Annotated in this window: 8 protein-coding genes; 4 read left to right on the top strand and 4 right to left on the bottom strand. The window is 68.2% G+C overall.

What is annotated here, in order from left to right; genetic code table 11:
* Positions 1-13: 13 nt before the first annotated feature.
* Positions 14-11,821, bottom strand: coding sequence for an Ig-like domain-containing protein (locus FGS76_RS06445; protein WP_138771803.1), 11,808 nt, complete (start codon positions 11,819-11,821; stop codon positions 14-16).
* Between the two features lie 479 nt (positions 11,822-12,300).
* Between FGS76_RS06445 and recC the strand changes: the two genes are divergently transcribed.
* The 4 genes from recC to FGS76_RS06465 all read left to right on the top strand — a co-directional run bounded on the left by recC (position 12,301) and on the right by FGS76_RS06465 (position 22,531).
* Positions 12,301-15,747, top strand: a complete 3,447-nt coding sequence (gene recC, locus FGS76_RS06450) for an exodeoxyribonuclease V subunit gamma (RefSeq protein ID WP_138771804.1) — start codon at positions 12,301-12,303, stop codon at positions 15,745-15,747.
* Positions 15,744-19,355, top strand: a complete 3,612-nt coding sequence (recB, locus tag FGS76_RS06455) for an exodeoxyribonuclease V subunit beta (RefSeq protein ID WP_138771805.1) — start codon at positions 15,744-15,746, stop codon at positions 19,353-19,355. Before recC ends, recB begins: the two co-directional genes overlap by 4 nt.
* Positions 19,345-21,285 carry an exodeoxyribonuclease V subunit alpha gene (gene recD, locus FGS76_RS06460; protein WP_138771806.1) on the top strand — a complete coding sequence of 647 codons (1,941 nt, stop codon included), beginning with the start codon at positions 19,345-19,347 and terminating at the stop codon, positions 21,283-21,285. Before recB ends, recD begins: the two co-directional genes overlap by 11 nt.
* A 169-nt stretch (positions 21,286-21,454) precedes the next feature.
* On the top strand, positions 21,455-22,531 hold the full coding sequence (locus FGS76_RS06465; protein WP_138771807.1) for an OmpA family protein: 1,077 nt from the start codon (positions 21,455-21,457) through the stop codon (positions 22,529-22,531).
* Between the two features lie 190 nt (positions 22,532-22,721).
* Here the strand turns inward: FGS76_RS06465 and FGS76_RS06470 are convergent, their stop codons facing one another.
* The 3 genes from FGS76_RS06470 to FGS76_RS06480 are packed head-to-tail and all read right to left on the bottom strand — an operon-like array spanning position 22,722 to position 25,857.
* On the bottom strand, positions 22,722-23,045 hold the full coding sequence (locus tag FGS76_RS06470; protein WP_138771808.1) for a YdbL family probable chaperone protein: 324 nt from the start codon (positions 23,043-23,045) through the stop codon (positions 22,722-22,724).
* A gap of 23 nt (positions 23,046-23,068) precedes the next feature.
* The gene (locus FGS76_RS06475) at positions 23,069-23,254 is read right to left on the bottom strand and encodes a YnbE family lipoprotein (protein ID WP_205717200.1); all 186 of its coding nucleotides are present in this window, start codon (positions 23,252-23,254) and stop codon (positions 23,069-23,071) included.
* Positions 23,251-25,857 carry an intermembrane phospholipid transport YdbH family protein gene (locus tag FGS76_RS06480; RefSeq protein ID WP_138771809.1) on the bottom strand — a complete coding sequence of 869 codons (2,607 nt, stop codon included), beginning with the start codon at positions 25,855-25,857 and terminating at the stop codon, positions 23,251-23,253. Before FGS76_RS06480 ends, FGS76_RS06475 begins: the two co-directional genes overlap by 4 nt.
* Positions 25,858-25,990: the final 133 nt, after the last annotated feature.

Consider the following 25,990-nt stretch of genomic DNA (forward strand, 5'->3'; position numbering starts at 1 on the left):
CCGCCACCGGTTCCTAGAGCGCTTCCTCGGGATGCGCCAGCAGTGTCATCAAATCCTCCATCACCCGGGCCTGGTCGCCGGCGAAGCCGGAGTGACCGGCCACCGCCAGGGACTCCGCCAGGGACGGGGCGCCTTTCTCCGGCATCGGCCGGCCCGGCTCGCCCAGGGCCGAGGTGCGGCCGTCGGCGGGCGCCTCCGTCGGCGTCGCCTGCCCGTTATCCGGTACCGGGTGATCGTTCTGCTGCACCGATTGGTCGTTCCGCGGCAGCAGGTGGATCACGAAGGTATCGCTCGCTTCGTTGCCGGCCAGGTCGTGGCCGACCACCTTCACATCCACCCGCTCCACGCCCAGGGCCAGGGCCTGCGGGCGCTCCACCCGGAAGGTCCTGGAGTCCGTATCGAAGGTGATGTAGGCCGGCAACGGGCTGCCGTCGGCCTGGGTCGCCTCCACGCTGATCGGCTGATCCGAATCGCTGTGGAAAGTGTTGGCGGGCAGCGCGAACAGGTAGATGTCCTCGTTGGCCACCACGTCGCGCAGGGCGATACGCAGCTCGATGGGCTGGATTTCCGGCAGCTCGAAGTAGGCGTCGTAGTCACCGGCGAAGCGCAGCGGGTCATCGCCGCCTCCGGAGAACGGACCGCCGTCGCCATCAATGTCCTCGGTGCCACGGTCCGGCACGATCGGCGGCTGCGGATCGGTGGGCGTGGGCGTCGGATCGGTGGGCACGTAGGGGTCGTTGCGGCCATCCACGCGCACCGTCAGGGTGGCGGTGTCGAAGCCGCCCTCGCCGTCGCTGACGCGGTACTGGATCGAGGTATCCCGGCTTTCCCGGGCATTAAGACCACGGAAGTCGCCGCGCGGGTCGAAGCGGAAACTGCCGTCCGCCTGCAACTGGAAGCGACCGCCCTGGTCACCGTTGACCCACTGCCCCACCGCCAGGGTGTCACCGTTGACCGCGTCCACGGTGAGCGGGTCGCCGTCCGGGTCCTGATCGTTGTCCAACACGTTGCCGCCGGTGCCGGTGAGTTCATCGGCCACCGCGCCATCGTCGCTGGCCACCGGCGCCGGGTTGGCGATGGTCCAGTTGAACTGCATCTGCACGCTGCCACCGTTGCCGTCGGAGGCGGTCACGGTGACGGTGTAGGTGCCGTCATTGCCGCCCTGGGAGGCGCTGCGCTGCGGGGTCCCGGTAATGATGCCGGTGGCCGGGTCGATGCTGAGCCCCGGTGGCAAACCATTGGCGCTGTAGGTGAGGGTGTCGGTGCCGTCCACATCGGTGAAGGCGCCGGACACGTCCAGCGGGTCCACCGGAACGCTGTCCCGGCCGGCCTGATCAGACGGCGTGTTGCCGGTGACCACGGTGGGCGCGTCGTTGACGCCGGTGACGGTGATTTCCAGGGTGGCGGTGTCGAAGCCGCCCTCGCCGTCGCTGACCTGATACTCGATGGAGGTGGTGCGGGTCTCGCCCACCGCCAGGTCATCGAAGTCGCCGTTGGGGTCGAAGCTGTAGCTGCCGTCCTCGTTGATGGTGAACTGGCCGCCCTGGTCGCCATCCACCGCTTCACCCACCTTGGCGCCATCGCCGCCTACCTGGCTGACCGTCAGATCGTCGCCGTCCGGATCGCTGTCGTTGGTCAGCACGTTACCGGTGGTGGTGGTGTCCTCGTTGGTGGTGCCGGTGTCGTTGACCGCTTCCGGCGCCGGGTTGCTCACCGTCCAGTCGAAGCTCACGTCCACGGTGCCGCCGTTACCGTCATCGGCGGTAATGGTGACCGTGTAGGTGCCGTCGTTACCGCCCTGGGAGGCGTCCCGATCAATGGTGCCGCTGATCACCCCGGTGGCCGGATCGATGCTCAGCCCCGGCGGCAGGCCATCGGCGCTGTAGGTGAGCGTGTCGGTGCCGTCCACATCGGTGAAGGCGCCGGACACATCCAGCGGATCCACGGTGTCGCTGTCGTCGCTGGTCTGTGCCTCGGGCGCGCTGCCGGTGACCCCCGTGGGCGCGTCGTTGACGCCGGTGACGGTGATTTCCAGGGTGGCGGTGTCGAAGCCACCCTCGCCGTCGCTGACCTGGTACTGGATGGAGGTGGTGCGGGTCTCGCCCACCGCCAGGTCATCGAAGTCGCCGTTCGGGTCGAAGCTGTAGCTGCCGTCCTCGTTGATGGTGAACTGGCCACCCTGGTCGCCGTCCACCGCTTCGCCCACCTTGGCGCCATCGCCACCCACCTGGCTGACCGTCAGATCGTCGCCGTCCGGATCGCTGTCGTTGGTCAGCACGTTACCGGTGGTGGTGGTGTCCTCGTTGGTGGTGCCGGTGTCGTTGACCGCTTCCGGCGCCGGGTTGCTCACCGTCCAGTCGAACTGCGCCTGCACGGTGCCGCCATTGCCGTCGGAGGCGGTGACGGTCACCGTGTAAGTGCCGTCGGTGCCGCCCTGGGAGGCAGCCTTGTCGATGGTGCCGCTGATCACCCCGGTGGTTGCGTCAATGGTCAGCCCCGCCGGCAGGCCTGTGGCGCTGTAGGTCAGGGTGTCGGAGCCGTCCACATCGGTGAAGGCGCCGGACACGTCCAGCGGGTCCACCGTATCGCTGTCGTCGTTGCTTTGTGCCTCCGGCACATTGCCGGTGACCACCGTGGGAGCGTCGTTGACGCCGGTGACGGTGATTTTCAGCGTGGCGGTGTCGAAACCGCCTTCGCCGTCGCTGACCTGATAGTCGATGGAGGTGGTGCGGGTCTCGCCCACCGCCAGGTCATCGAAGTCACCGTCGGGGTCGAAGCTGTAGCTGCCGTCCTGGTTCAGGGTGAACCGGCCACCGTTGTCACCGTCCACCGCCTGGCCCACCTCCGTGGCCTCACCATTCACTTCGCTGACCGTGAGAGCGTCGCCGTCCGGGTCGCTGTCGTTGGTTAGCACATTACCGCTGGTGGTGCTGTTCTCGGTGGTGGCGCCGGAGTCATTGACCGCTTTCGGCTCCGGGTTGCTGACGGTCCAGTCGAAGCTCATGTTCGCCGAGGCGCTGCCATCGGAGGCGGTGACGGTCACGGTATAGGTGCCGTCGGTGCCGCCCTGGGAGGCAGCCTTGTCGATGGTGCCGCTGATCACCCCGGTGGCGGCGTCAATGGTCAGCCCCGCCGGCAGGCCGGTGGCGCTGTACGTCAGGGTGTCGGAGCTGTCCACATCGGTGAAGGCGCCGGACACATTCAACGGACTGATGGTGTCGTGGTCGGCGTTGTTCTGGTCGTTCGGCACGTCAGCCGTGATCACCGTCGGGGCGTCATTAACACCGGTCACGGTGATTTTCAGCGTGGCGGTGTCGAAGCCGCCTTCGCCGTCGCTGACCTGGTACTCAATGGAGGTGGTGCGGGTCTCACCGTCCGCCAGGTCATCGAAGTCGCCATTCGGGTCGAAGCTGTAGCTGCCGTCCTCGTTGATGGTGAACCGGCCACCGTTGTCACCGTCCACCGCCTGGCCCACTTCCGTGGCCTCGCCATTCACTTCGCTGACCGTGAGAGCGTCGCCGTCCGGGTCGCTGTCGTTGGTCAGCACATTGCCATTGGTGGTGCTGTTCTCGGTGGTGGCGCCGGTGTCATTGACCGCTTTCGGCTCCGGGTTGCTGACGGTCCAGTCGAAGCTCATGTTCGCCGAGGCGTTGCCGTCAGAGGCGGTGACGGTCACGGTATAGGTGCCGTCGGTGCCGCCCTGGGAGGCGGCCTTGTCGATGGTGCCGCTGATCACCCCGGTGGCGGCGTCAATGGTCAGCCCCGCCGGCAGGCCGGTGGCGCTGTAGGTCAGGGTGTCGGAGCTGTCCACATCGGTAAAGGCGCCGGACACATTCAACGGACTGATGGTGTCGTGGTCGGCGTTGTTCTGGTCGTTCGGTACGTCAGCCGTGACCACCGTCGGGGCGTCGTTGACACCGGTAACGGTGATTTTCAGCGTGGCGGTGTCGAAGCCGCCTTCGCCGTCGCTGACCTGGTACTCAATAGAGGTGGTGCGGGTCTCACCGTCCGCCAGGTCATCGAAGTCGCCATTCGGGTCGAAGCTGTAGCTGCCGTCCTCATTGATGGTGAACTCACCGCCGTTGTCACCGTCCACCGCCTGGCCCACATCCGTGGCCTCACCATTCACTTCGCTGACCGTGAGAGCGTCGCCGTCCGGGTCGCTGTCGTTGGTCAGCACATTGCCATTGGTGGTGCTGTTCTCGGTGGTGGCGCCGGTGTCATTGGTCGCTTTCGGCTCCGGGTTGCTGACGGTCCAGTCGAAGCTCATGTTCACCGTGCCGCCATGGCCGTCCTTGGCGGTGACGGTCACGGTATAGGTGCCGTCGGTGCCGCCCTGGGAGGCGGCCTTGTCGATGGTGCCGCTGATCACCCCGGTGGTGGCGTCAATGGTCAGCCCCTGCGGCAGGCCGGTGGCGCTGTAGGTGAGCGTGTCGGAGCCGTCCACATCGGTAAAGGCGCCGGACACGTCCAGCGGGGTGATGGTGTCGTGGTCGTCGTTGCTCTGGTCGGCCGGTACCTCACCGGTGACCACCGTCGGGGCGTCGTTCACGCCGGTAACGGTGATGGTCAGCGTGGCGGTGTCGAAGCCGCCTTTACCATCGCTGACCTGGTAGTCGATGGAGGTGGTGCGGGTCTCACCGTCCGCCAGGTCATCGAAGTCGCCATTCGGGTCGAAGCTGTAGCTGCCGTCCTCATTGATGGTGAACTCACCGCCGTTGTCGCCGTCCACGGTCTCGCCCACATCCGTGGCCTCGCCGTTCACCGCGCTCACCGTCAGGTCGTCGCCTTCCACGTCAGTGTCGTTGGGCAGCACGTCGCCGGTGGTGCCGGTGTTCTGATCGGTGCCGCCGGTATCGTCCACGGCCACCGGCGCGTCGTTCACCCCGTTAACGGTGATGGTCAGCGTGGCGGTGTCGAAGCCACCTTCACCATCGCTGACCTGGTACTGGATGGAGGTGGTGCGGCTCTCGCCCACCCCCAGATCCTCGAAGTCGCCGTCCGGGTCGAAGCTGTAGCTGCCGTCCTCGTTGATGGTGAACTGGCCACCGTGGCTGCCGTCCACCGCCTCGCCCACCTCCGTGGCCTCACCATTCACTTCGCTCACCGTCAGCTGATCGCCGTCCGGGTCGCTGTCGTTGGTCAGCACATTGCCATTGGTGGTGCTGTTCTCGGTGGTGGCGCCGGTGTCATTGACCGCATCCGGTGCCGGGTTACTGATGGTCCAGTTGAAGTTCATGTCCACCGTGCCGCCATGGCCATCCTTGGCGGTCACGGTGACGCTGTAGGTACCGTCAGTACCGCCCTGGGAGGCGGCCTTGTCGATGGTGCCGGTGATCACGCCGGTGCTGGTGTTGATGCTCAACCCCGGCGGCAGGCCCTCGGCGCTGTAGGTCAGGGTGTCGGAGCCGTCCACATCGGTGAAGGCGCCGGACACGTCCATGGAATAGATGACATCGCTGTCGTCGTTGCTTTGTGCCTCCGGCACATTGCCGGTGACCACCGTGGGCGCGTCGTTGACGCCGTTGACGGTAATCGTCAGCGTGGCGGTGTCGGTGCCACCGTTGCCGTCGCTGACCTGGTACTGGATGGAGGTGGTGCGGCTTTCGCCGGTCGCCAGGTCGTCGAAGTCGCCGTCCGGGTCGAACGTATAGCTGCCGTCCTCGTTGATGGTGAACCGGCCGCCGTTGCCGCCGTCCACCGCCTCGCCCACGTTGTCCTCGTCACCACCGACCTGGCTGACCGTAAGGGTGTCACCATCCGGATCCGTGTCGTTGGTCAGCACGTTGCCGTTGGTGGTGCTGTTCTCCGTGGTGGTTTTCTGGTCGTTGACCGCCTGCGGCAGGTCGTTGGTGTTCACCGCCCGCAGACTGCCGGTGAGGGTGTTGCTGTTCAGTGCCTCGGGGCCGCCGGCCTCATCGTTGTTGTTGCCGTCGTTGACCACGATGCGGTAATCCCGGCTGCTGGTGTCCGGGGCGTCGCTGGTGTTTTCGTAGCGCAGCGATTCAATCAGCGCGGTGACCTGGGCGGCGGTGGCGCCCTCCGCCAGATGAATGGTGAGGCTGCCGTTGCCGCTGTCCACGGAGGCGATGCCCGCGGCTTCGTCGTCCACCAGGGAGAACACATCGGCGGCGGTGGCATCGTCCAGGGTGACGGTAATGGTACCGCCGCCGAAGTCGTTGCCGTCCACGTCACTCAGGGTCACGGTGCCAGCGTCCACCAGCGGTTTCTGTTCACTGCCGGTGTCCAGGCCCTCGTTCTCCACCACCACCACTTCGCCGGGCAGGTCGGCGCCCAGCACCGGCGCATCGTTGATCGGCTTGACCGTGATGCCCAGGGTCACCGCGTCGTCGCTGTCGGACCAGATGCCGGTGGCGTCGAAGGTCACGTCCGCGCGCTGGCCGGCGTTGGCGGCCTGGCTGTCGCCGCTGGCGTCAACCTCGGCCACCACGTAGGTCAGGCCGTCCGGGGTGCCGTGGTAGTCCGCCGCCGGCAGGAAGCGCACGCGGCTGTCCGGGCCCAGCACCAGGGCGTTGTCCACCGAAACATCCGAGGGTACGTCCACCCAGCCGCTGCCGGTGTTGTATTGCCAGCGGCCCTGATTGGCCTCCGACGGATTGTCGATGATGGCGATGCCGCCGAAATCGTCGGCGCTGCTGCCGCCGCTCTCCGCCACCTCGGTCTGGTCGTCGGTGCCGTCGTTGAAGTTGCCGCCGGCCAGGTTGGCGACGGTGTCGCCGTTGCCGGAAGAGTCCTCATTGATGTCCTGCAACGACACACCGCTGGTCGGCGTGGTGGGCGCGTCATTGATGGCGGTGATGCTCGCTTCCACGGCGGTGGCGGTGTCGGACCAGACACCGGTCTGTTCGCCCAGATCGCCGTTCTGGGTCAGGTTGAAGGTGTCGGCACCGTTGCTGCTGGTGGTCAGGCTGGGCTGGCTGTTGTCGCCCAGACGCACGGTGAGGCCGCCGGGCTGGCCGTTGAAATCCGAGGCCGGCTTGAAGCGCACCAGGGTGTCGGCGGTGACGATCAGTGCGCTGCTGTCGCTGAGCGCGGTGGACACGTCCACCCAGTCGCCGTCGATTTGAATCTGCCAGACGCCCTGATCGGTGTTGGCGTCGTTGCCGGTGATGGCGATAAAGCTGAGCGCGGTTTCCTCGCTGGCGGCACTGCCGCCGTTTTCGTCGGTCTGGTCGTCGGTCTGGTCGCTGTATTGATCGCCGAGCAGATCGCCCAGGGTCTGGCCGCTGCCGCCGTTACCGTCTTCATCGGTGGGCGTCAGGGTGACCGTGTCACCGTCGGCCACCGGACGGTCGTTCACCGGCGTCACGTCCAGGTTCACCGTGATGCTGTCCTGCAGGGCGCCGCCGGTACCGGTGTTGCCGCCGTCATTGACGGTGATGGTGAGGGTGTCGGCACCGTAGTAGTTGCTGTCCGGCTGGTAACGGGCCTGGTCCAGCAGCGCGTTGAGCTGGGCTTTGGTGGCGCCGGTCAGCGTCAGGGTGCGACCGCCGTCGCTGAGCGTGCCCAGATCGGTGTCGAAGGTGCCGTGGGTGACGGTGAGCGTGATGCTCATGCCGGAGCCGCCGAAGTCGTCCGCATCGGCCACGCCGTAGCCAGACAGATTCAGGCTGCCGTCCTCGGGCACCGTCACGGAGTCGCCTGTGTCGCCGGGGCCGCTGACCACCGGCGCATCGTTGGTGCCGCTGATATTGACGCGCACCACCTTGGAGACGGTTTCGTTGTTGGCCGGGTCCTTGTTCTGATCACCGTTGCCCTTGTCGTCAAAGGTGATTTTCAGACGCGCGGTGCCGTCCGCGTTGCTGTCGCCCGGGGTGAAGGTCAGGTCGGCGAGCTGGGCGTTGATGTCCGCCAGGGTACCGGTCAGGGTCAGGGAGGTGGAGCCGGTGCCGCCACCGATGGACACCAGCCCGGCGGCGTCATTGGCACCGCTGAGGACTTCCACGGTCACCGACTGATAATCGTTGAAAACGTCCTGACCGCTGTCCGCGTTATCCGCCACGCTGACGCCGCCAATGGCAATGGAGCCGCTGCCGTCGTCGTCGAAGGTCTGGGTGCCGGGCACGGTCAGCGAGGGTTTGTCGTTGACCGCCTCGATGGTGAGGGTGGCGGACTTGCTGTCGCTGAGGGCGGTGCCGGTGCCGTGCAGGTCGCTGTCGGTGACCTGCATCGTCAGGGTGGTGGTGCCGTTGTCGTTGGCCGCCGGGGTGTAGGTGATGTTGTCCAGGGCGGTGCGCAGGGTGTCCAGACGACCGGTGAGGGTCAGTTGGCCGGTGCCGGCGCCGCTCACGGTGAGACCGCCGGCATTGGCCACGCCAAGGGCGCCGGCACCCACGTTGATCACCACCGTCAGGTCTTCGTCGAAGGCATCCACATCACTGAGGTCGAGCCCCTGCAGCAGGCCGGGGGTGTCCTCGGTGAAGGTCTGATCCGGCAGCGTCCCCACCGGCGCGTCGTTGCTGGTGGACGCGATCAGTTCGATGCTGGCCCGGTCGGTGTTGTTGGCCTCGGAGATCGGCGTGCCGTCCTCGTTGGCCGGGCCGCCGTTGGCGCCACCGCCGGCGAGCCGGTCATCCACCACCGCCTCCACGGTGAGCCGCTGGTTGAGGTCGCCGGTGATTTCCACGCTGAGCGTGGCAAGCGCCGCGCGTACCTCCGCCAGGGTGCCGCTAAGCTGCAGCTCGGCGCCGCTCAGCGTGGTGCCGTCCAGGGTGGCGCGCAGCAGCGCGTCGGCGCCGTCCACCGGATCGCCGCTGGCGTCCAGAATGCGCAGGTCCACGGTGATGTAGTCGGTCTCGCCATCGCCCAGGTCGGTGAGATCCGCGTCGCCGATGGTGAACACACCGCCCAGGTCCAGGGGCGAGCCGGACACCAGGTTGTCCGAGGGCGGCGTGGCCTCCACGGTGGGCGCGTCGTTGCGGGCATCGACCAGGATCTCGAAGGTGCCTTCGGCGGAGGTTTTCGGGCCGTCGCTGACCACGAATTTGAAGCTGTCCGCGTGGTTTTCCGAGCCGTCGTGCTGATAGCTGACCCGGCCGGCGTCGATGTCGGCCTGGGTGAAGGTGCCACCCACGGACAGCACCTTGCCATTGAGCATCAGCTTGCCGTTTTCCACGTTCTCGGTGACGCGGAAGGTATTCTGCCGGGTGCTGTTGTCGCTGTCGTAGGCGGACAGGCGATCATTGCCGATCACCGCCTCGCCGCCCTCGCCCACGTTCAGCACTTCGTTGGCCGGCGGGCCGGCCTCACCGCTGCCGGGCTGGGCATTGATGATCGGTGCGTCGTTGAGCGGCGCGATCTCGAAGCCCACGGTGCCGGCCTCGGAGACATGGCCGGCGGTGGGTGCGTCGGCACTGGTGTCCGGCTGCAGGGCGTCGGTGGGGGCGCCCAGGTCGTCACGGACCACGAACTGGAAGGCATCGCTGGTCTGTCCTTCGCCGCCGTCATTCACATAGCGCAGGCCGCTGCCGGTGCCATCGGAGGCGGTGGTCAGCAGGTCCTGGGAATACCAGGCGCCGTCCAGGGTCACGTCCACCCATTCGGAGCCGGTCCAGCGCTGCAGGGTGCCGGCCTCCGGCAGTGAAGTGATCTGGAACCACAGCGGGTCCGCGCCGGCCTCATCGTTGGGGTCCTGGGCGCCGCCCGGGGTCACGTCGCTGGAGCCGTCCGGATCGGACATGATCACATCGTTCGGGCCCAGGCTGACGATGCCGTCATTGGTGTCGGTGGCCTCGGAGATCAACCGCTCGCTGTCGCCGGCCACCGGCGGGTCATTGATGGGGGTGGAATCCAGGGTGAAGCGGCCGGTGTCGCTGAAAGCGCCGCCATCGGTGACGATGAAGTTGAAGCCGCTCTGGTGATCCTCGCCGCCGTCGTGCTGGAAGGTGACCCGGCCCGCTTCCACGTCGGCCTGGGTAAAGCTGTCGTACATGCCCAGCACCACGCCATCCAGCATCAGCTGGCCGTTGGCCGGCGTCTGGGTCAGGGTGTAGGTGATGCGCTCGCCGGGAATCGTATAGTCACCGGCCTGCAGCAGGTAGTTGAGCTGGTCGCTGGTGAGGGTGGTGCTGCCGCCTTCGTCGAAGCCGGCGGCGCCGGTATTGTTGACCGCGTCAACGGTGACCGTGGGCAGCGGGTCCGCGCCCTCGCCCGGGCCGCCGCCCTCGCCATCGAACACCGTATCCAGATCGAAGGTCAGGGTGCCGGTTTGCGGGTCACCGGCGCCGTCGCGCCACTGGCCCGGATCACCGGCATTGTCGAAGCCCTTGTACTCGGAATCGCGCAGCTGGAAGCGCAGGCCGGTGTCCTGGCTCACCCCCTCCGCCGGGCGGCTGGTCTGAACGTAACGCACCAGCCCGGCGTTGATGTCCGCCTGGGAGAAGGTGCCGCCCAGGGTCAGCGCCACCCAGTGCGGGCTGCCCTCGCCGCCGATATTGACCTGAATCTGGCCGTAATCCGGCAGGCCGGTGAGCGAGTACACCAGCTGGCCATCATTGCTGTCCGGGTCCTGGGCGTCGAGCATGCTGCTGTCGAACACCACCACATGGGTGTCGCTGGCGTCCAGCGGCGTGGTGGTGGGGGTCAGCGTCGGGTCGTCGTTGTTCTGGAGGATGTGGATGTCCACCTGACGTTCGCTGGTCAGCGCACCGTCCGGGCCTTCGCCGCCGCCGTTGTCGGTCACCCGCAGGGTGAAGCGCGGCGCCACCGCGCCGGGCTCGTTACCGTCGTGGGCGAACGACAACCACTGCAACTGGTCCGCGGTGAAGGTGTCACCATCGCTGAGCGCTTCGCCCAGGTCGACCTGACCATTGTCGTTGAGGTCGAGGAACAACTGGCCGCGACCGTTAAGACCGGCGGTGTCGTCCACTTCGATGGTGACGTTGCCGGGGGCGTCGTCATGGCCGGATTCCCGGTCTTCGTAGGTGAGTCCAAGATCGGTGGTCTCGCCTTCGTACTGGCTCGGGTTGCCTTCAATGGAAGGCGCCTGGTTAACCGGGTCCAGGGTCACGGTCAGCGCTTTGGAAGTGGACGCGCCGGCACCGTCGAACACGGTGATGTTGAAGCCGTCCACGTCGCCGGGGGCCACGTCCACGCCATCGTGGGTGTAGACCAGATTGCCCAGTTGGGTGGCGTCGAAGGTGGAGCCTTCCGTCAGGATGGCGCCGTTGAGCCGCAGGGTGCCGTGCTCCGGCAGGGAATCGATCTGCAGGATCAACTGGTCCAGAGTCTGGTCACCACTGTCGATATCCGGGTCGCTGAGGCCCAGGTTCTCCAGGGTGAAGGTGAGACTGCCGCCCTCGTCGGCGTGCAGGTCGCCCACGTCAAAGGTGGGGGCATCGTTGACCGGCGAGATCGGCGCGTCGTAGGTGGCGGTATCGCGCTGCACGCCGTTTTCGCTGAGCACCAGGGACACACTCAGGTCGCCGGTGTAGTTTTCGCCGGGCGTCACGGTGATGCCGGCCAGGGCGGCGTTGATTTCCGCCTTGGTGCCGGTGAGCGTGATCGACTGCCGGTCCTGGCCGTCCTGGGTAAAGTAGGTACCGGCCTGCAGGGCGTCTTCGTTAAGCGTCAGATCAAGGCTGTAATGGTCCGGATCCGGCTCACCGTCGTTGTTCTGGTCGGTGCCGCCGCCGTCGGAAACGCTGACCCCGTCCAACGAAAAGCTGGTGTCTTCGGAAACCGGATGGCTGGCGCTCTGGCCGTCGGGGGAGGTGTCCACCTGGGCGCTGTCGAGGGTGATCGCCGCCGCCGCGTCCAGCAACAGGCGAGGTTCAAGCGCTTGAAAGTCGAGGTTATCCATAGCGGCATCCGGTCAGGATCGCGATGCCTGGCATACTGATACGAGGACGCCGTCGATGAGCGCGACACGCCACCGTTACCGTCCTGTTTCATTCAGTGAGAGAGTTGCCTGGCCAACGGGCTTGCCGCCCGCCTCCGCGATTCCGCGGTGCCCCCTAGGTGGCCGCCAACTACGCGCCTTACTCTGCCTGAAAACGTTTCCCGGAAAAAACCGGTCAATGCCATGCAGCGATTAGTAAAAGTTTTTTATTTCCCAAAATTGTGGAACAGCCCACAACCACAAGGTGCCAAGCCTCTCACCAGATCGTTACGCAATCAACGCCTTCTATACTTTTTGCGTAACTTTATTTTTGTTTTTGTTCAAAAATCGCAAAACACATATTTTTTCATCAAGCAAAGACTCATCCTTTATTCCTAGCCTCTACTTCGGCCCTGCGCGTGTAGAATGAGGGCCGCTCAATCATCCGTTCCGGGGGAACAATGCAAAACGGTTTCATGGTGCTGCACGGCAATCGGCTGGAAACACTTACCGAGGTGGTGGCCGGCTGGTTGCGACGCCATCCATTGCCGCCGCTGGCGGAGGAAACCGTACTGGTGCAATCCAACGGCATGGCCCAGTGGCTGAAGCTGAACCTGGCCGAACCGGACGCCCTGGGCATCGCCGCCGGCTTCAGTTTCCAGATGCCGGCCCGTTTTCTGTGGAGTGCCTATCGCGCCGTGCTGGGCGCGGAGCGGGTGCCCCGCACCTCGCCGTTCGACAAGTCGCGGCTGCTATGGCGGCTGTACCGGCTGCTGCCCACCTTGCTGGACCGGGACGCCTTCGAGCCGCTGCGCCACTTTCTTGACGACGACGGCGATAACCGCAAGCGCCATCAACTGGCCGAGCGGCTGGCGGATCTGTTCGATGCCTACCAGGTGTACCGGGCGGACTGGCTGGCCGACTGGGAACAGGGCGACGACCGGCTGCGGCGCGCCCCGGACCGCCGCGACGCGCTTGCCATGCCACCGGGGCAACAGTGGCAGCCGGCCCTGTGGCGGGCGCTGCTGGAGGACCTGCCGGCGGACCGGCGGGGGCTCAGCCGGGCGGCGATTCATGAAGCCTTCCTGGCCGCCCTGGCGGACGGCCCGCCGCCGGAGGGGCTGCCGCAACGGTTGCTGGTGTTCGGCATCAGCGCCCTGCCCCAGCAGTCCCTGGAAGCACTGGCCGCCATCAGCCGGCACTGCCAGGTGCTGATGCTGGTGCAGAACCCCTGCGAAATGTACTGGGCCGACATCGTCGAGGACCGGGACCTGCTGCGCCGGCAACTGGACCACCGCCGCCGCCACCTGATCACGCCGCCGGACAACCCGGTGCACCCGCTGCTGGCCGCCTGGGGCAAGCAGGGCCGGGACTTTATCGGCCTGCTCTACGACCACGACGACCCGGCGGATTACCAGAGCGCCTTCGAGCAGATCGACCTGTTCGACAGCAACCCGCCCGCCGACACCCTGCTGCAAACATTGCAACGGGACATTCTGCAGCTGCGCCCGCCGCCGGCCACGCCGCCGGACGCCATACCGGACCGGTCCCTGAGCTTCGCCGTGGCCCACGGCCCGCAACGGGAGGTGGAGATTCTCCACGATGCCCTGCTGGCGCGCTTCGCCGCCGACCCCGGCCTGCGCCCCCGGGACGTGATCGTGATGGTGCCGGACATCGAGAGCTACGCGCCGCACATCGACGCGGTGTTCGGCCGCCTCGACCGCGACGACAAACGCTACCTGCCCTACACCCTCAGTGACCGCAGCGCCGGCGCCGCCTCGCCCATGGCCCGGGCGGTGGAAGCCCTGCTGCACCTGCCGCAGTGGCGCTTCACCGCCGCCGATATTCTCGATCTGCTGGATGTGCCGGCGCTGCGCCGCCGCTTCGGCATCGCCGAGAGTGCCCTGCCGGCACTGAGCCGCTGGATCGAGCAGGCCAATATCCGCTGGGGCCTGCACCAGCGCCAACGGGCCAGCCTGGACTTGCCCGGCTTCGAACAAAACAGCTGGGCGTTCGGTCTGCGCCGCATGTTGGCCGGCTACCTGATCGGCGACGGCCCGGCCTGGCGCCAGATCGAGCCGCTGGACGAAGTGGCCGGCCTGGGCGCCGAGCCGGCGGGCCGGCTGGCGCGGCTGTTGGATACCCTGGACCGGCACTGGCAGGCGTTACGCGAACCAGCGCCGCCGCCGGGCTGGCGGCAACGCTTCGGCGCGCTGCTGGATGACCTGTTCGACCCGGAGGACACCGAGGACCAGGCCCTGGACGCCGGTCTGCGCGACGCCCTCAACGACTGGCTGAACGCCTGCGAACAGGCCGTCTTCGACCAGTCCCTGCCGCTCACCGTGGCGCGCCGGCCGCTGCTCGACGCCCTCAACGCGGAAAGCCTGGCGCAACGCTTCATGGCCGGGCGCATCAACTTCTGCACCCTGATGCCGATGCGCGCCATTCCGTTCCGCCACGTGTGCCTGCTGGGCATGAAGGACGGCGATTACCCCCGCCAGCAACAGCCCATGGACTTCGACCTGATGCGTCACTGGGGCGCCCCCGGCGACGACGGTCGCCGGCTCAGCCTGTACCGCCCCGGGGACCGCTCGCGCCGGGAGGACGACCGCTACCTGTTCCTGGAAGCCCTGCTCAGTGCCCGGGACAGCCTCTATATCAGTTGGAGCGGCCGCCACGCCCGGGACAACAGCGAGCGGCCGCCGTCGGTGCTGGTGGCCCAGTTGCTCGACCACATCGACCAGCGCTGGACGGCGCCGGACCGGCGGCCGTTCTCCGACCACCTGACCGTGACCCATCCGCTGCAGCCGTTCAGTGGCCGCTATTTCCACCTGGACGAAGACGCTAACGGGGAACCGCCGGCGCACCCGGTGCCGCCCACCTACGCCGCCGAATGGGAACCGCTGCACCAGCCACGGCGGGCGCTCGATGATCCCTCCCCGGCGGCACCGCTGCCGCCGCCGGAGGCCGTGGAGCCGGTCAATGCGGAAGGGCTGGGCCGTTTTCTCAAACAGCCGGTGGCGCATTTTTTCCGCGAACGGCTCAAGGCCAATCTGGAGCGGAACGACCACGGGCTGGAAGACACCGAACCGTTCGTGCTGTCCGGCCTGCGCCGTTGGCAACTGCAGGACCAGCTTCTGGAAGCCGGACGCCGCGCCGGCGGCGACGGCTTTGACGACGCCCTGGCCGACACCCTGAACCACCTGGCCGGCGGCGGCGCCCTGCCGCTGGCGCCGTTCACCGACTTCAACCGGGACGCCCTGACCCTGCCGTTGAAACGGCCATTGCGCGCCTATTTCCAGGCCCTGGCCAGTTGCTCCGGCACCCTGCCCCAGCGGGAAGTGAGCCTGACCCTGGACGGCCTGACGCTGGAAGACTGGCTCACCGATCTGCTCGACGACGCCCGCGGGCCGCGCCGGCTGCTGCTGGTGACCGGCGGTCTCCACCAGCGCTGGCGCAAACTGTGCACGCCCTGGGCGGTGCATCTGCTGGCCTGCGCCGACGGTCTGGCGCTGACCACCGAACTGATCGCCCAGGACGTGGCCGCGCGCCTGGCGCCGCTGGCGCCGGACACCGCCCGCGCCCACCTGGAAGCCCTGGCGCGGGGCTGGCGGGAGGGGCTGTGCCAACCGCTGCCGCTGGCCTGCGACACCGGCTTCGCCTGGCTCGGCGGCGAGCCCCGGGAGCAACAGGAACGGGACGCCCGCGCCGTCTTCGAATCCGGCTTCAACCGGCCCGGCGAAGTGGACCGCGACGCCGCCCTGGGCCGCGCCTGGCCGGATTTCGAAACACTGCTGGCGGTGGCCGACGACCCGCACGGCGGCCCGGCCCTGGCGGCCTGGGCCCACCGCCTTTACGGCCCGCTGTTCGAGCATGTGGAATGGCTGCGCCCGGGAGAAAGCTCATGAGCGATCTGCCTCTGCCCCTGGCGTTTCCACTGCACGGCACCCGGCTGATCGAGGCCAGCGCCGGCACCGGCAAGACCTACACCCTGGCGGCGCTCTACCTGCGGCTGGTGCTCGGCCACGGCGGCGCGGAGCGCGGCTTTCCCCGGCCGCTGCTGCCGCCGGAAATCCTGGTGGTGACCTTTACCGAGGCGGCCACCGAGGAGCTGCGCCAGCGTATCCGCGACCGGCTGGCCCAGGCGGCGCGGGTGTTCACCGACGGCACCACCGGCGGCGATGTGATTCTCGAAGGATTGCTGGCCGACTACCCGGACGACGGGGAACGCCGGGCCGCCGCCCAGCGCCTGGACGCCGCCGCCCAGTGGATGGACGAGGCCGCCATCCACACCATCCACGGTTTCTGCAACCGCATGCTCAAGCAGCACGCCTTCGACTCCGGCAGCCTGTTCAACCTGGAGCTCAACGAGGACGCCGGCGAGGAGCAGTTCCAGGCCGCCTGCGATTACTGGCGCACCGTGATCCGCCGGTTTCCGGCGGCCGCCGCCGACGGCTTGCGCGGCGCCGGGCTGGACGGCCCGGAGGCGTTACTGGCCGCCGCCCGGCCACTGATCGGCCATGTCCAGGCCGACCCGGCGCTGCCGGAAGCGGTGACCCTGTGGCTCGATACGGTGGGCCCCCAGCAGGCACTGGAGCAGCACGCCCGGGAGGCCCTGGCGGCGGAGCTGCCGGCGCTGCGCGCCTGGGTGGACGAGGCCCTGGAGCAGGGCTGGCTGCACGGCGGCACCTACAAAAAAGACAAGGTGCCGGCCATGCTCGACCAACTGGCGGCCTACGCGGACGGTTTCCCGGCCACCGGCAAGGACGCGGTCAAAGCGCTTGGTAATTTTTCCAGCGGCGGGCTGCGGCTCAACAAGAAAGCCCTGGATCAGCGTCCGCCGCTGGCCTGCCTGGACGCCCTGCAGCGGGTGCTGGAAAGCCGCGAGGACAACGCGCTACCGCGCACCGCCCTGCTGCGCCACGCCGCCGCCTGGATCGAGCGGCGGGTGGCGATGATGCGCCGGCAGACCGCCACCATGGGCTTCGACGACATGCTGACCCGGCTGCGCGATGCCCTGGCCGATACCGCCAACGGGCCCCGGCTGGCGCGGGTGATCCGCGAGCAGTTTCCGGTGGCGCTGATCGATGAGTTCCAGGACACCGACCCGGTGCAGTACGGCATCTTCGCCGCCCTCTACGCCGGCCAGCCGGACATCGGCTGGTTCATGATCGGCGACCCCAAACAGGCGATCTATGCGTTCCGGGGCGCCGACGTGCACACCTATCTGCGCGCCCGGGACGCCACCGAAAGCCAGCACACCCTGGGCCGCAACTTCCGCTCCGCCAAGGCCATGGTGGCGGCGGTGAACCAGCTGTTCGAACACGGCGAGGCCTGGTCCGGGGATGTGTTCCTGATGGACGGCGCGATCCGCTTTGAAGGGGTCACCGCCAAGGGGCGCCCGGACACCCTGGAAATCGACGGCCAGCCCAGCTCCGGCGCGGTGCTGTGGGTGGAGGACGAGCCGGCGCCGGTGAGCAGCGGCGCCTACCGCCAGCGCCAGGCGCAATACTGCGCCGGCGAAATCGCCCGGCTGCTCAACGGCGCCAGTGCCGGCCGCACCGGATTTCGCGCGGCGGCGGACTGGCGCCCGCTGCGTTCCGAACACATCGCCGTGCTGGTGCGCAACCGCACCGAGGCGGCGGCGATCCGCGACGCCCTCGCGCGGCGCAACGTGCGCAGTGTCTACCTGTCGGACCGGGACTCGGTGTACGCCACCGCCGAAGCCACCGACCTGCTGCGCCTGCTGGATGCCTGCGCCGCCCCGGAGGCGGACGCCCGGGTGCGCAGCGCCCTGGCCTGCGCCACCCTGGCGCTGCCCTATGCGGAACTGGATACGCTCAACCGGGACGAGCGCCGCTGGGAAGCCATGATCGAGCGCTTCCACGGCTACAAGCGGCAGTGGCAACTCCAAGGCGTGCTGCCCATGCTGCGCACCCTGCTGCTGGACTTCCAGGTGCCGGAACGTCTGAGCCGCAGCCTGCAGGGAGAGCGTTCGCTCACCAACCTGCTGCACCTGGCGGAGCTGCTGCAGCAGGCCGCCGGCCACCTGGACGGCGAGCAGGCGCTGCTGCGCCATCTCAGCGAGACCCTGGAAGACGGCGGCCAGGGCGACGAGGCGGTGCTGCGCCTGGAAAGCGACGACGACCGGGTGCGGGTGATCACCCTGCACAAATCCAAGGGCCTGGAATACCCGCTGGTGTTCCTGCCGTTCCCCTGCGCCTTCCAGCCGGTGGACGGCAACACCCCGCCGCTGCTCTACCACCGCGACGGCCAGCGTGTGATCGACCTGGAGCCGGACCGGGAGGCGGTGGCCCTGGCCGACCGGGAGCGGCTCGCCGAGGACATGCGGCTGCTGTACGTGGGCCTGACCCGCGCCCAGTACCAATGCTGGCTGGGCGTATCGCCGGTGAAGCGCGGCAACGGCAAGCGCAATCAATTGCCGGACAGCGCCCTGGGCCGCCTGCTGTTCGGCGCCGAGGGCGTGGCCGACGACGGCCTGAGTGCCGCCCTGGCGCCACTGGCCGGCGAGGCGATCCGCATCCAGCCACCGCCGGCGGACCATGGCGAAGTGCACCACCCGGACCAGCGCCCGCGCCACTGGCGCGGCGCCGCCGAGTTCCCCGGCCGCCAGGCGGAAAGCTGGTGGATCGCCAGCTACAGTGCCCTGAAACAGGTGGACGACCAGGCCCTGGCACCGTCCGACCCGCGCGGCGACCAGCTCACCGAACAGGACAGCGCCGGCCCCCTGGCCACCGCCGAGGACATCGAGCCGGAGGGCATCCACGCCTTTCCCCGGGGCGCCCTGCCCGGCCTGCTGCTCCACGACCTGCTGGAACAGGCCGGCCGCGACGGCTTCGCCCACACCCTGGCCCACCCGGACGAGCTGGACCAGCGCGTCAGCGAAACCCTGGCCGCCCGCCACTGGCAGGACCACGACGCCCTGCTGCGGGGCTGGTGGCGCCGGGCGCTGACCACCCCCTTCGACTTGGGGGGCACGGCGGTGGCCCTGGACGGCCTGGACACGGCGGTGCCGGAGCTGGAGTTTCTGTTCCCGGCCCGGCGGGTGTCGGTGGAGGCCCTGGACGCCTTGATCCGCGAACACATCGCCCCGGGGCGGCCACGGCCGCGGCTGGCGGCGGACACCCTCAACGGCATGCTCAAGGGCTTTATCGATCTGGTGTTCGAACACCAGGGGCGCTATTACGTGCTCGACTACAAATCCAACTGGCTGGGCCCGGATCACAGGGCCTATACCGAGCAGGCCATGACCGAGGCGATTCTGGAAAGCCGCTACGAGGTGCAATACGCCCTCTATCTGCTTGCGCTGCACCGCCTGCTGGGTGCGCGGCTGGGCCAAAACTACCAGCCCGACCGGCACCTGGGCGGCGCCGTGTATGTGTTTCTGCGTGGCCTGGAGGGCCCCCGGGCCGGCGCGGTGTTCGACCGGCCCGCCACCGAGCTGATCCTGGCCCTGGACCGCCTGTTCGTACCCGGAGACGGCGATGCAAACTGATCTGTTCACCGCGCCGGCCTGGCGCGATGCCCTGGCGGCCCTGCGCGAGCAGGGCCTGCTCCGCGACCTGGACGTGGCGGTGGCGGAATTTCTGCACCGCCAGGCGCCGGAGGCGGAACCGGCGGCGCTGCTGCTGGCGGCGCTCACCAGCGGCCAGTTGGCCGCCGGCCATCTGTGCCTGGACCTGGAGGAACCGGAACTGGAAGCGCGGCTGTGGCCCGCCGGCCGCCCGGCGGCCCTGGACGGCCTGCTGCCCGACGCGGTGGCGGACTGGCCGGCGCGGCTCGCCGGCAGCCCGCTGACCGGCGATGACAACGCGCCCCTGGTGTTCGATGGCCGGCGCCTGTACCTGCGCCGGCACTGGGCCCAGGAAAAAGCGGTGGCGGAACGGGTACGGGGGCGGCTGGCGCCCACGGCCGCGCCGGACCCGGAGCGGCTGGCGGCGCACCTGGCCGCCCTGTTCCCCGGCGCCGACGACCAGGACCCGATCGACTGGCAGAAGGTGGCCTGCGCGCTGGCCGCCCGGGCCGCGCTGACGCTGATCACCGGCGGCCCGGGCACCGGCAAGACCACCACCGTGGTGCGGGTGCTGGGGCTGCTGCAGACCCTGGCCCTGAACGACCCGGCGGCGCCCCGTCGGCTGCGCATCCGGCTGGCGGCGCCCACCGGCAAGGCCGCCGCCCGGCTCACCGAATCCATTGGCCACCAGGTGGCCGCCCTGCCGGTGGATGACGCCGTGCGGGCCGCCATTCCCACCGAGGTCAGCACCCTGCACCGCCTGCTCGGCAGCCGGCCGGACAGCCGTCATTTCCGCCACCATCGCCATAATCCGCTGCACGCCGACGTGGTGGTGGTGGACGAGGCCAGCATGATCGACATGGACATGATGGCCAGCCTGCTGGACGCCCTGCCGCCCCACTGCCGGCTGATCTTGCTCGGCGACAAGGACCAGCTGGCCAGCGTGGAGGCCGGCGCGGTGATGGGCGACCTGTGCCGGGAAGCGGATGCCGGCCGCTACCGGCCGGATACCTTGGAATACCTGCGCGCCACCTGCGGCGCCGACCTGAGCCCCTGGGCCGGCGACGGCGGCGGGCTGGCCCAGCAAACCGCCATGCTGCGCCGCAACTGGCGCTTCAAGGACGCCCCCGGCATCGGCGATCTGGCCGCCGCCATCAACGCCGGTGACCCGGAGGCGGTGCGGCGGGCGTTCGAGGCCGGCCATGCCGGGCTCACCCGGGTGGCCGGCGAGGAGCCCGAGGAGTTGGCCACCCGGCTGCTCAACGGCGCCGGCGATCCGCACCAGGGCCTGCGCGCCCTGGTCACCGAGGCCGCCGTCCGGCCCGCCGGCGACGCCGACCAGCATGCCCGGGAACTGCTGCGCCGGTTCACCGGCCAGCAACTGCTCAGCGGCCTGCGCGGCGGCCCCTTCGGCGTGGACCGGCTGAACCGGCTGATCACCGACCGGCTGCGCCGGGACGGCCTAGCCGGCGAGCACGACTGGTATCCGGGCCGACCGGTGATGATGACCCGCAACGACTATCAACTGGGGCTGATGAACGGCGACGTGGGCCTTACCCTGCCCCACCCGGAACGGCCGGAGGATGGCCTGCGGGTGGCGTTCCAGTTGCCGGACGGCCGGGTGCGATGGGTGCCCCCGGGCCGGCTGGATACGGTGGAAACGGTGTTCGCCATGACCGTGCACAAATCCCAGGGGTCGGAGTTCGGCCATGTGCTGCTGGTGCTGCCGGACCGGCCCCAGCCACTGCTCACCCGGGAACTGATCTACACCGCCGTGACCCGGGCGCGGGGCGCTTTCACCCTGCTGGAATACGGCCCACCATCGGTGCTCGCCCAGGCCATCCGCCGCCGCACCTGGCGCGCCTCCGGGCTGGCGCAAAGGCTCACCGACACCCCACCCTCGCCGAGCTAAGAACCCGCCCTGAAAACGGCGGCTTTGGTATCGGTATGTAAGGTTTTTGTGGCGATACGTAACCCGGCGCGCCGCTTTTCCGTTTGTTTACGTTTGTACCGTGGGAAAGCGCTCATAATGGCCGTGAAGAAAAGACTTCACGACGCTATTTTTTGCAAAGGAGCTTGCCATGAAAAAGTCCATCATGACCGCCGCCGTGGTCTCGCCGTTGCTGTTCGCGGTGTCCGCCCAGGCGGCGGAAAACGTGCCGGATCGTTACGGCTACATCGGTGGCCATGCGAGCGGCTATTTCTTTTACGACAACGAAGTCACCGGCGATGTGGATGGCCTGGATGATTCCGCCCTGTACGGCGGCCAGCTTGGCTGGCGGTTCAGCCCCAAGTGGTCGATTCAGGCCTGGTACGACAAAAACGATTCGGTGGATCATAAGTACACCGATCTGGAATCCGACGTGGAAACCTACTACGCCAGCCTGCGCCGGCACTTCGATGGCACCAGTTTCCTCGGCTTCGAACCCTACATGGGTCTGAACGCCGGTGAGCAGAAAATCGACGACGACGATGAGACCATGGCCGGCGTCGAATTCGGTATTCAGCGCGCCTTCTTCAAGCATGTGCTACTCGACCTGGGCACCCGGCACGCCTACAGCACCGACCGGGAATACTGGGAAGGTCAGGTGTACGCCGGCCTTAACCTGATGTTCGCGGTCAGCGGCCGGGAAACCGAAGACCACCGGCGCACCGCCACCACCGAACCGGAGCAGGTAATCTCCGTCGCCGACAGTGACAACGACGGCGTGCCGGATAACCGCGATGCGTGCCCGGACACCCCGCCCAATGCGCGGGTGGATGAGCGCGGCTGCCAGATTTACAAAAACGTGAACGAGCAGACCGTTAAAACCATCTACTTCGAGTTCGACAAGAGCGACGTGCGCGGGCAGTTCAGCAATGAAGTGCGCGATGCCGCCGAAAACGCCCGCGATGGCAAGGGCAGTATCCGGGTGGAAGGCCATACCGACAGCATCGGCTCCGAGTCCTACAACCAGGGTCTGTCCGAGCGCCGCGCCGACTCGGTCAAGCAACAGTTGATCCAGGAGTACAAGGTGGACCAGAGCCGGGTAACCACCAAGGGCTACGGTGAAACCCGTCCGGTGGCGCCCAACGACACCGCCGAGGGCCGCCAGAAAAACCGCCGCGCCGACATCATCGTGGAAGGCGAACGGAAGGAACCGCAGTTCAAGAACTGATCCGCATCCCTACAGAAGCCATCAAGAAAAAAGAAAGGGCCCCTCGGGGCCCTTTCTTTTGGTTCGTCGCCCGTTGGCGGGAAATCCGTGCGGGCCTCGTAGGAGCGGCTTCAGCCGCGATCAACCCCCGGTGCCATTGTCATCGCGACTATCGCGACTGAAGTCGCTCCTACATCGGGGCACGCCTTTTTTACTTCTCCACCCACTGGCCGGTGGGGGTTTTCACATATTCACCGCCGGGGGTTTTCTCGATGGCTTTCTGGCCCGCCAGGTTGGCCACCTGCTCCAGGGTGATGCCGTTCTGTTTGGCGATGCGCTCGTAGGCGGCGCGGCGCTTGTCGTTGATGTCCGACACCAGCTCCACCGCTTCCGGCGTGGCTTTGACCACACCCAGATAACCGTTGGGCTGTTCGCCCACCAGCCCCTGGCTCTTGGCCTGGTTCAGATCCAGCGCGAACACCGTGCCGGAGAACAGCAAGGCGGCGGCGAGCAACAGATAACGCAGCTTTGTCATGGGTTTTCTCCGCAAATTCCTCATCAGAACAACTCGCTGTCTTCGCTGAACAGCTGGTCGATGTCCTTTTCCACCTTGAGGCGGATTTCATGATCGATCTTTACATTGAGGTTGATGGTGATCGGCTCCTTGGGCGCCTCCAGCGCCACCCGCGGGGTGCAGGCGGCAAGGGGCAGGAGCGACAACAGCAGCCACACTGATTTCATCATTTCGACTCCGTCATGACCTGATCGGTGATCTGATCACCGATGCGCAGACTGCGCAACAGCTCCAGCACATTCTCCCGGTGTGTGTAATTAAAGACCACCGGAAGGTCGTTTCGTTGCGGATTTTCACCGCGAATGGTGACCCGGGCATCCAACCAGCCATCGGCGGCCATATCCACCGTGGCCTGGAAGGTGTCGATGCGCAAAGGATTAAGCGCGTCCAGGGCGATGGACACCGCCTGGTTGGATTTTGCCATGGCCTGGGCGCCGCTGGACGGCAGGATCACCAGCGACAGGGGCGTCTCGTTGGCGAGCCGGCCCTGGTTCACGGCGATGCTGTCGGCCAGCAACCGCAGGGGAATGTAGCCCCCCACCCGGCCGGACAGGCCCACCGCCGGGTCGCCCTGCAGGGCGGCCAGCTGTTCCAGCTCGATGCGCGTCAGCACCACCGGCTGCCAGGCCGGCGACGGCCAGGTCAGTCGCGGCGCGCGAATCTCGCCGCCCAGGGTGTTGGCCTGCACCCGGCGCACGGTCCAGGTGGACAGATCGCTGTCCAGGTCCATGCGGATATCGGTGATCGGCACGCCCACGTCCAGCCGGGCCAGGGTCAGCGGCGTCACCGTGGCCAGGCTGGGGCGCTGGCCGTCCCAGCCCAGGGCCAGTTCCAGATCCAGGTCGCGGGCCTGCACGCTGCCCCAGTCCAGAGCCAGGTCCTGGCCGCGCAGACGCCCGTCCAGGGTCAGGGTATTGGCCCAGCGCCAGTTGCCGTCCAGGGATAGCTCGCCGCCCTGCAGGCTCATCGGCAGCCCCCGGCTCATCACCGGTCGCAGCGGCGTGGCGCCGCTCAGGGTGCCGGCGTAACCGGTGCCCCGGGCCCGGCCGGCCAGGCTCAGGGTGGTGTCCCACTGGGGCACCCGCAGGTTGGCGCCGAAGCGGGCGCCGTCCAGGCGCGCCTCGCCGGTCACCGGCGGCAGCGTCCAGCGCTCCGCCACCAGGCCCTCGGCATCCAGCGACAGGCGGCCATGGAGGCCGTCTTCCGCCAACACCAGCGGCGTGGTCAGGCGGGCGGTGACCGGCCGGATCAGCAGGCGTTCGCGCACCGCCCGGGACAGGGCCACGGTGGCACCGGCCAGCAGCCGGGGCTGCCCGGCGTAGTCCCAGCGCCCGTTCAGGGTCAACACGCCGCCGTCCAGTTCCGGCAGCGGCCCGCCACGGCCGGACAGGTTGCCGGCCCAGGTATCGCCGTCCCGGCGGGCGTCGGCTTTGGCGCTGAAGGGAATCGACTGGTAGCGGCCTTCCAGGCTGGCGGTCACCGGCCAGTGCGGCGGCGTCACCCCGGCCACCGGCACCCTGGCGGTAACATCCAGGTCAGCGTCGCGCAGGCGCACCCGGGCCGGCTCGCCGTGCACGCCGGTGGGGCCGGCATCGCCGCGCCAACCGCCGCTGAGCCGGTAGCCCTGCCAGCGGCCGCCCAGCTCCACGGCCCCCCGCCACTGCATGTCATTGGGCCGCCAATAGACCCGGCTGTCGGTGGTGGTCAGGGTGGCGTCCTGGTAGGCCGCGGTCAGCGGCAGCGCCACCTCGCCCTCCCCGGCCAGGGGCACCTCCACCGGCTCGCGCAGACGCACGGTCAGCCCCGGGTCCGCCACGCGGACCTGGAACGGCGCCACCGCCACCCGGTCCTCGAACCACTGGAAGCGCACCTCGCCGTCCAGGCCCTCGCCCAGCACCAGCCGGCCTTCGCCGTGGCCCAGCCTTTCCGCGTCGCTGCCCAGCGTGAGCGCGGCCCGGCCCTGGGGCCCGTGCGCTTCCAGCGCCGCGTCCGCCCGCCGCAGGGCCGCCCCCTGCCCTTCGGCGGTCAGCTCCCGGCCGGGCACCAGCACCCAGCCGGCGCCCAGCGCCAGGGGCTCGTCCAGGGCCGCGCGCAGCCGCCAGTCCAGACCGGTCCAGCGGGCGCGCACCGTCAGGTCCCCTCGCGGGCCCTGGCTTTCCTCATTATCCTGGCTTTCCAGGCCCAGCCCCTGGCCGAGCAGGGTCAATTCCCCCTGGAAGCGGTCGCTGTCGAAGGCCGTGCCGGAAGGCCACTGACCGTCGCCCTGAAGGCGCGCCGTGCCGGTGAACCCCTGACGCAGCGGCGCCGCCCGCAGGGTGCCGGTGACACGCCAGCGGCCGTTGCTCTTGCGGTATTCGCCGTTCAACTCGCTGTCACGGAACTCCGCCCGCGCCCGCCAAAGGCCACCGGCCTGGGTCAGATGAGCCAGAAACGGCGGGTAGTCCTGGTACTGCAGCGCCCAAACGGTCACGTCCAGGCCCGGCAGATCCGGCAGCGACAGCGGACCATCGTCGCCCTGGGAGGGGCAGTCGTTGATGCCCAGGCTGTCCACCGACAGGGTCAGCGGCCGAAGCCCGCCAAGACGCACCCCATGGGCCTCCGCCAGCCGGCAGCCGCCGCTTTCATACCAGAAGGTGTCCAGGGTCGGCCCCTGCCGCCAGCCCGGGCCCTGCCAGTGCAGGCCGAACAACGGCAGCGACAACAGCGCCACCAGCGGTAGCAACAGCAGGCAAAGGGGGATCAGCCAGAGGAGATTCTTGTTGCGGAATGACACCAAACCTTAGTCCTTGGTCGGAGTTACCGAAGCATGGCGGTTTCTGTCACAAGAATACAGTCTTGAAGCGGTTCGGGGGACCGTGCTTTCGCGGCTGAAGCCGCTCCTACACCCCTCCCCACCCGGTAGGAGC

Origin of the sequence: Alloalcanivorax gelatiniphagus (assembly GCF_005938655.1) — a bacterium.
Taxonomy (GTDB): domain Bacteria; phylum Pseudomonadota; class Gammaproteobacteria; order Pseudomonadales; family Alcanivoracaceae; genus Alloalcanivorax; species Alloalcanivorax gelatiniphagus.

What these genes read in the sequence shown, in the direction of transcription:
- recC (WP_138771804.1), top strand. Translation starts at nt 12,301, where the DNA reads ATGCAAAACGGTTTCATGGTGCTGCACGGCAATCGGCTGGAAACACTT.
- FGS76_RS06465 (WP_138771807.1), top strand. Translation starts at nt 21,455, where the DNA reads ATGAAAAAGTCCATCATGACCGCCGCCGTGGTCTCGCCGTTGCTGTTC.
- FGS76_RS06445 (WP_138771803.1), bottom strand. Translation starts at nt 11,821, where the DNA reads ATGGATAACCTCGACTTTCAAGCGCTTGAACCTCGCCTGTTGCTGGAC.
- FGS76_RS06470 (WP_138771808.1), bottom strand. Translation starts at nt 23,045, where the DNA reads ATGACAAAGCTGCGTTATCTGTTGCTCGCCGCCGCCTTGCTGTTCTCC.
- FGS76_RS06475 (WP_205717200.1), bottom strand. Translation starts at nt 23,254, where the DNA reads ATGATGAAATCAGTGTGGCTGCTGTTGTCGCTCCTGCCCCTTGCCGCC.
- recD (WP_138771806.1), top strand. Translation starts at nt 19,345, where the DNA reads ATGCAAACTGATCTGTTCACCGCGCCGGCCTGGCGCGATGCCCTGGCG.
- recB (WP_138771805.1), top strand. Translation starts at nt 15,744, where the DNA reads ATGAGCGATCTGCCTCTGCCCCTGGCGTTTCCACTGCACGGCACCCGG.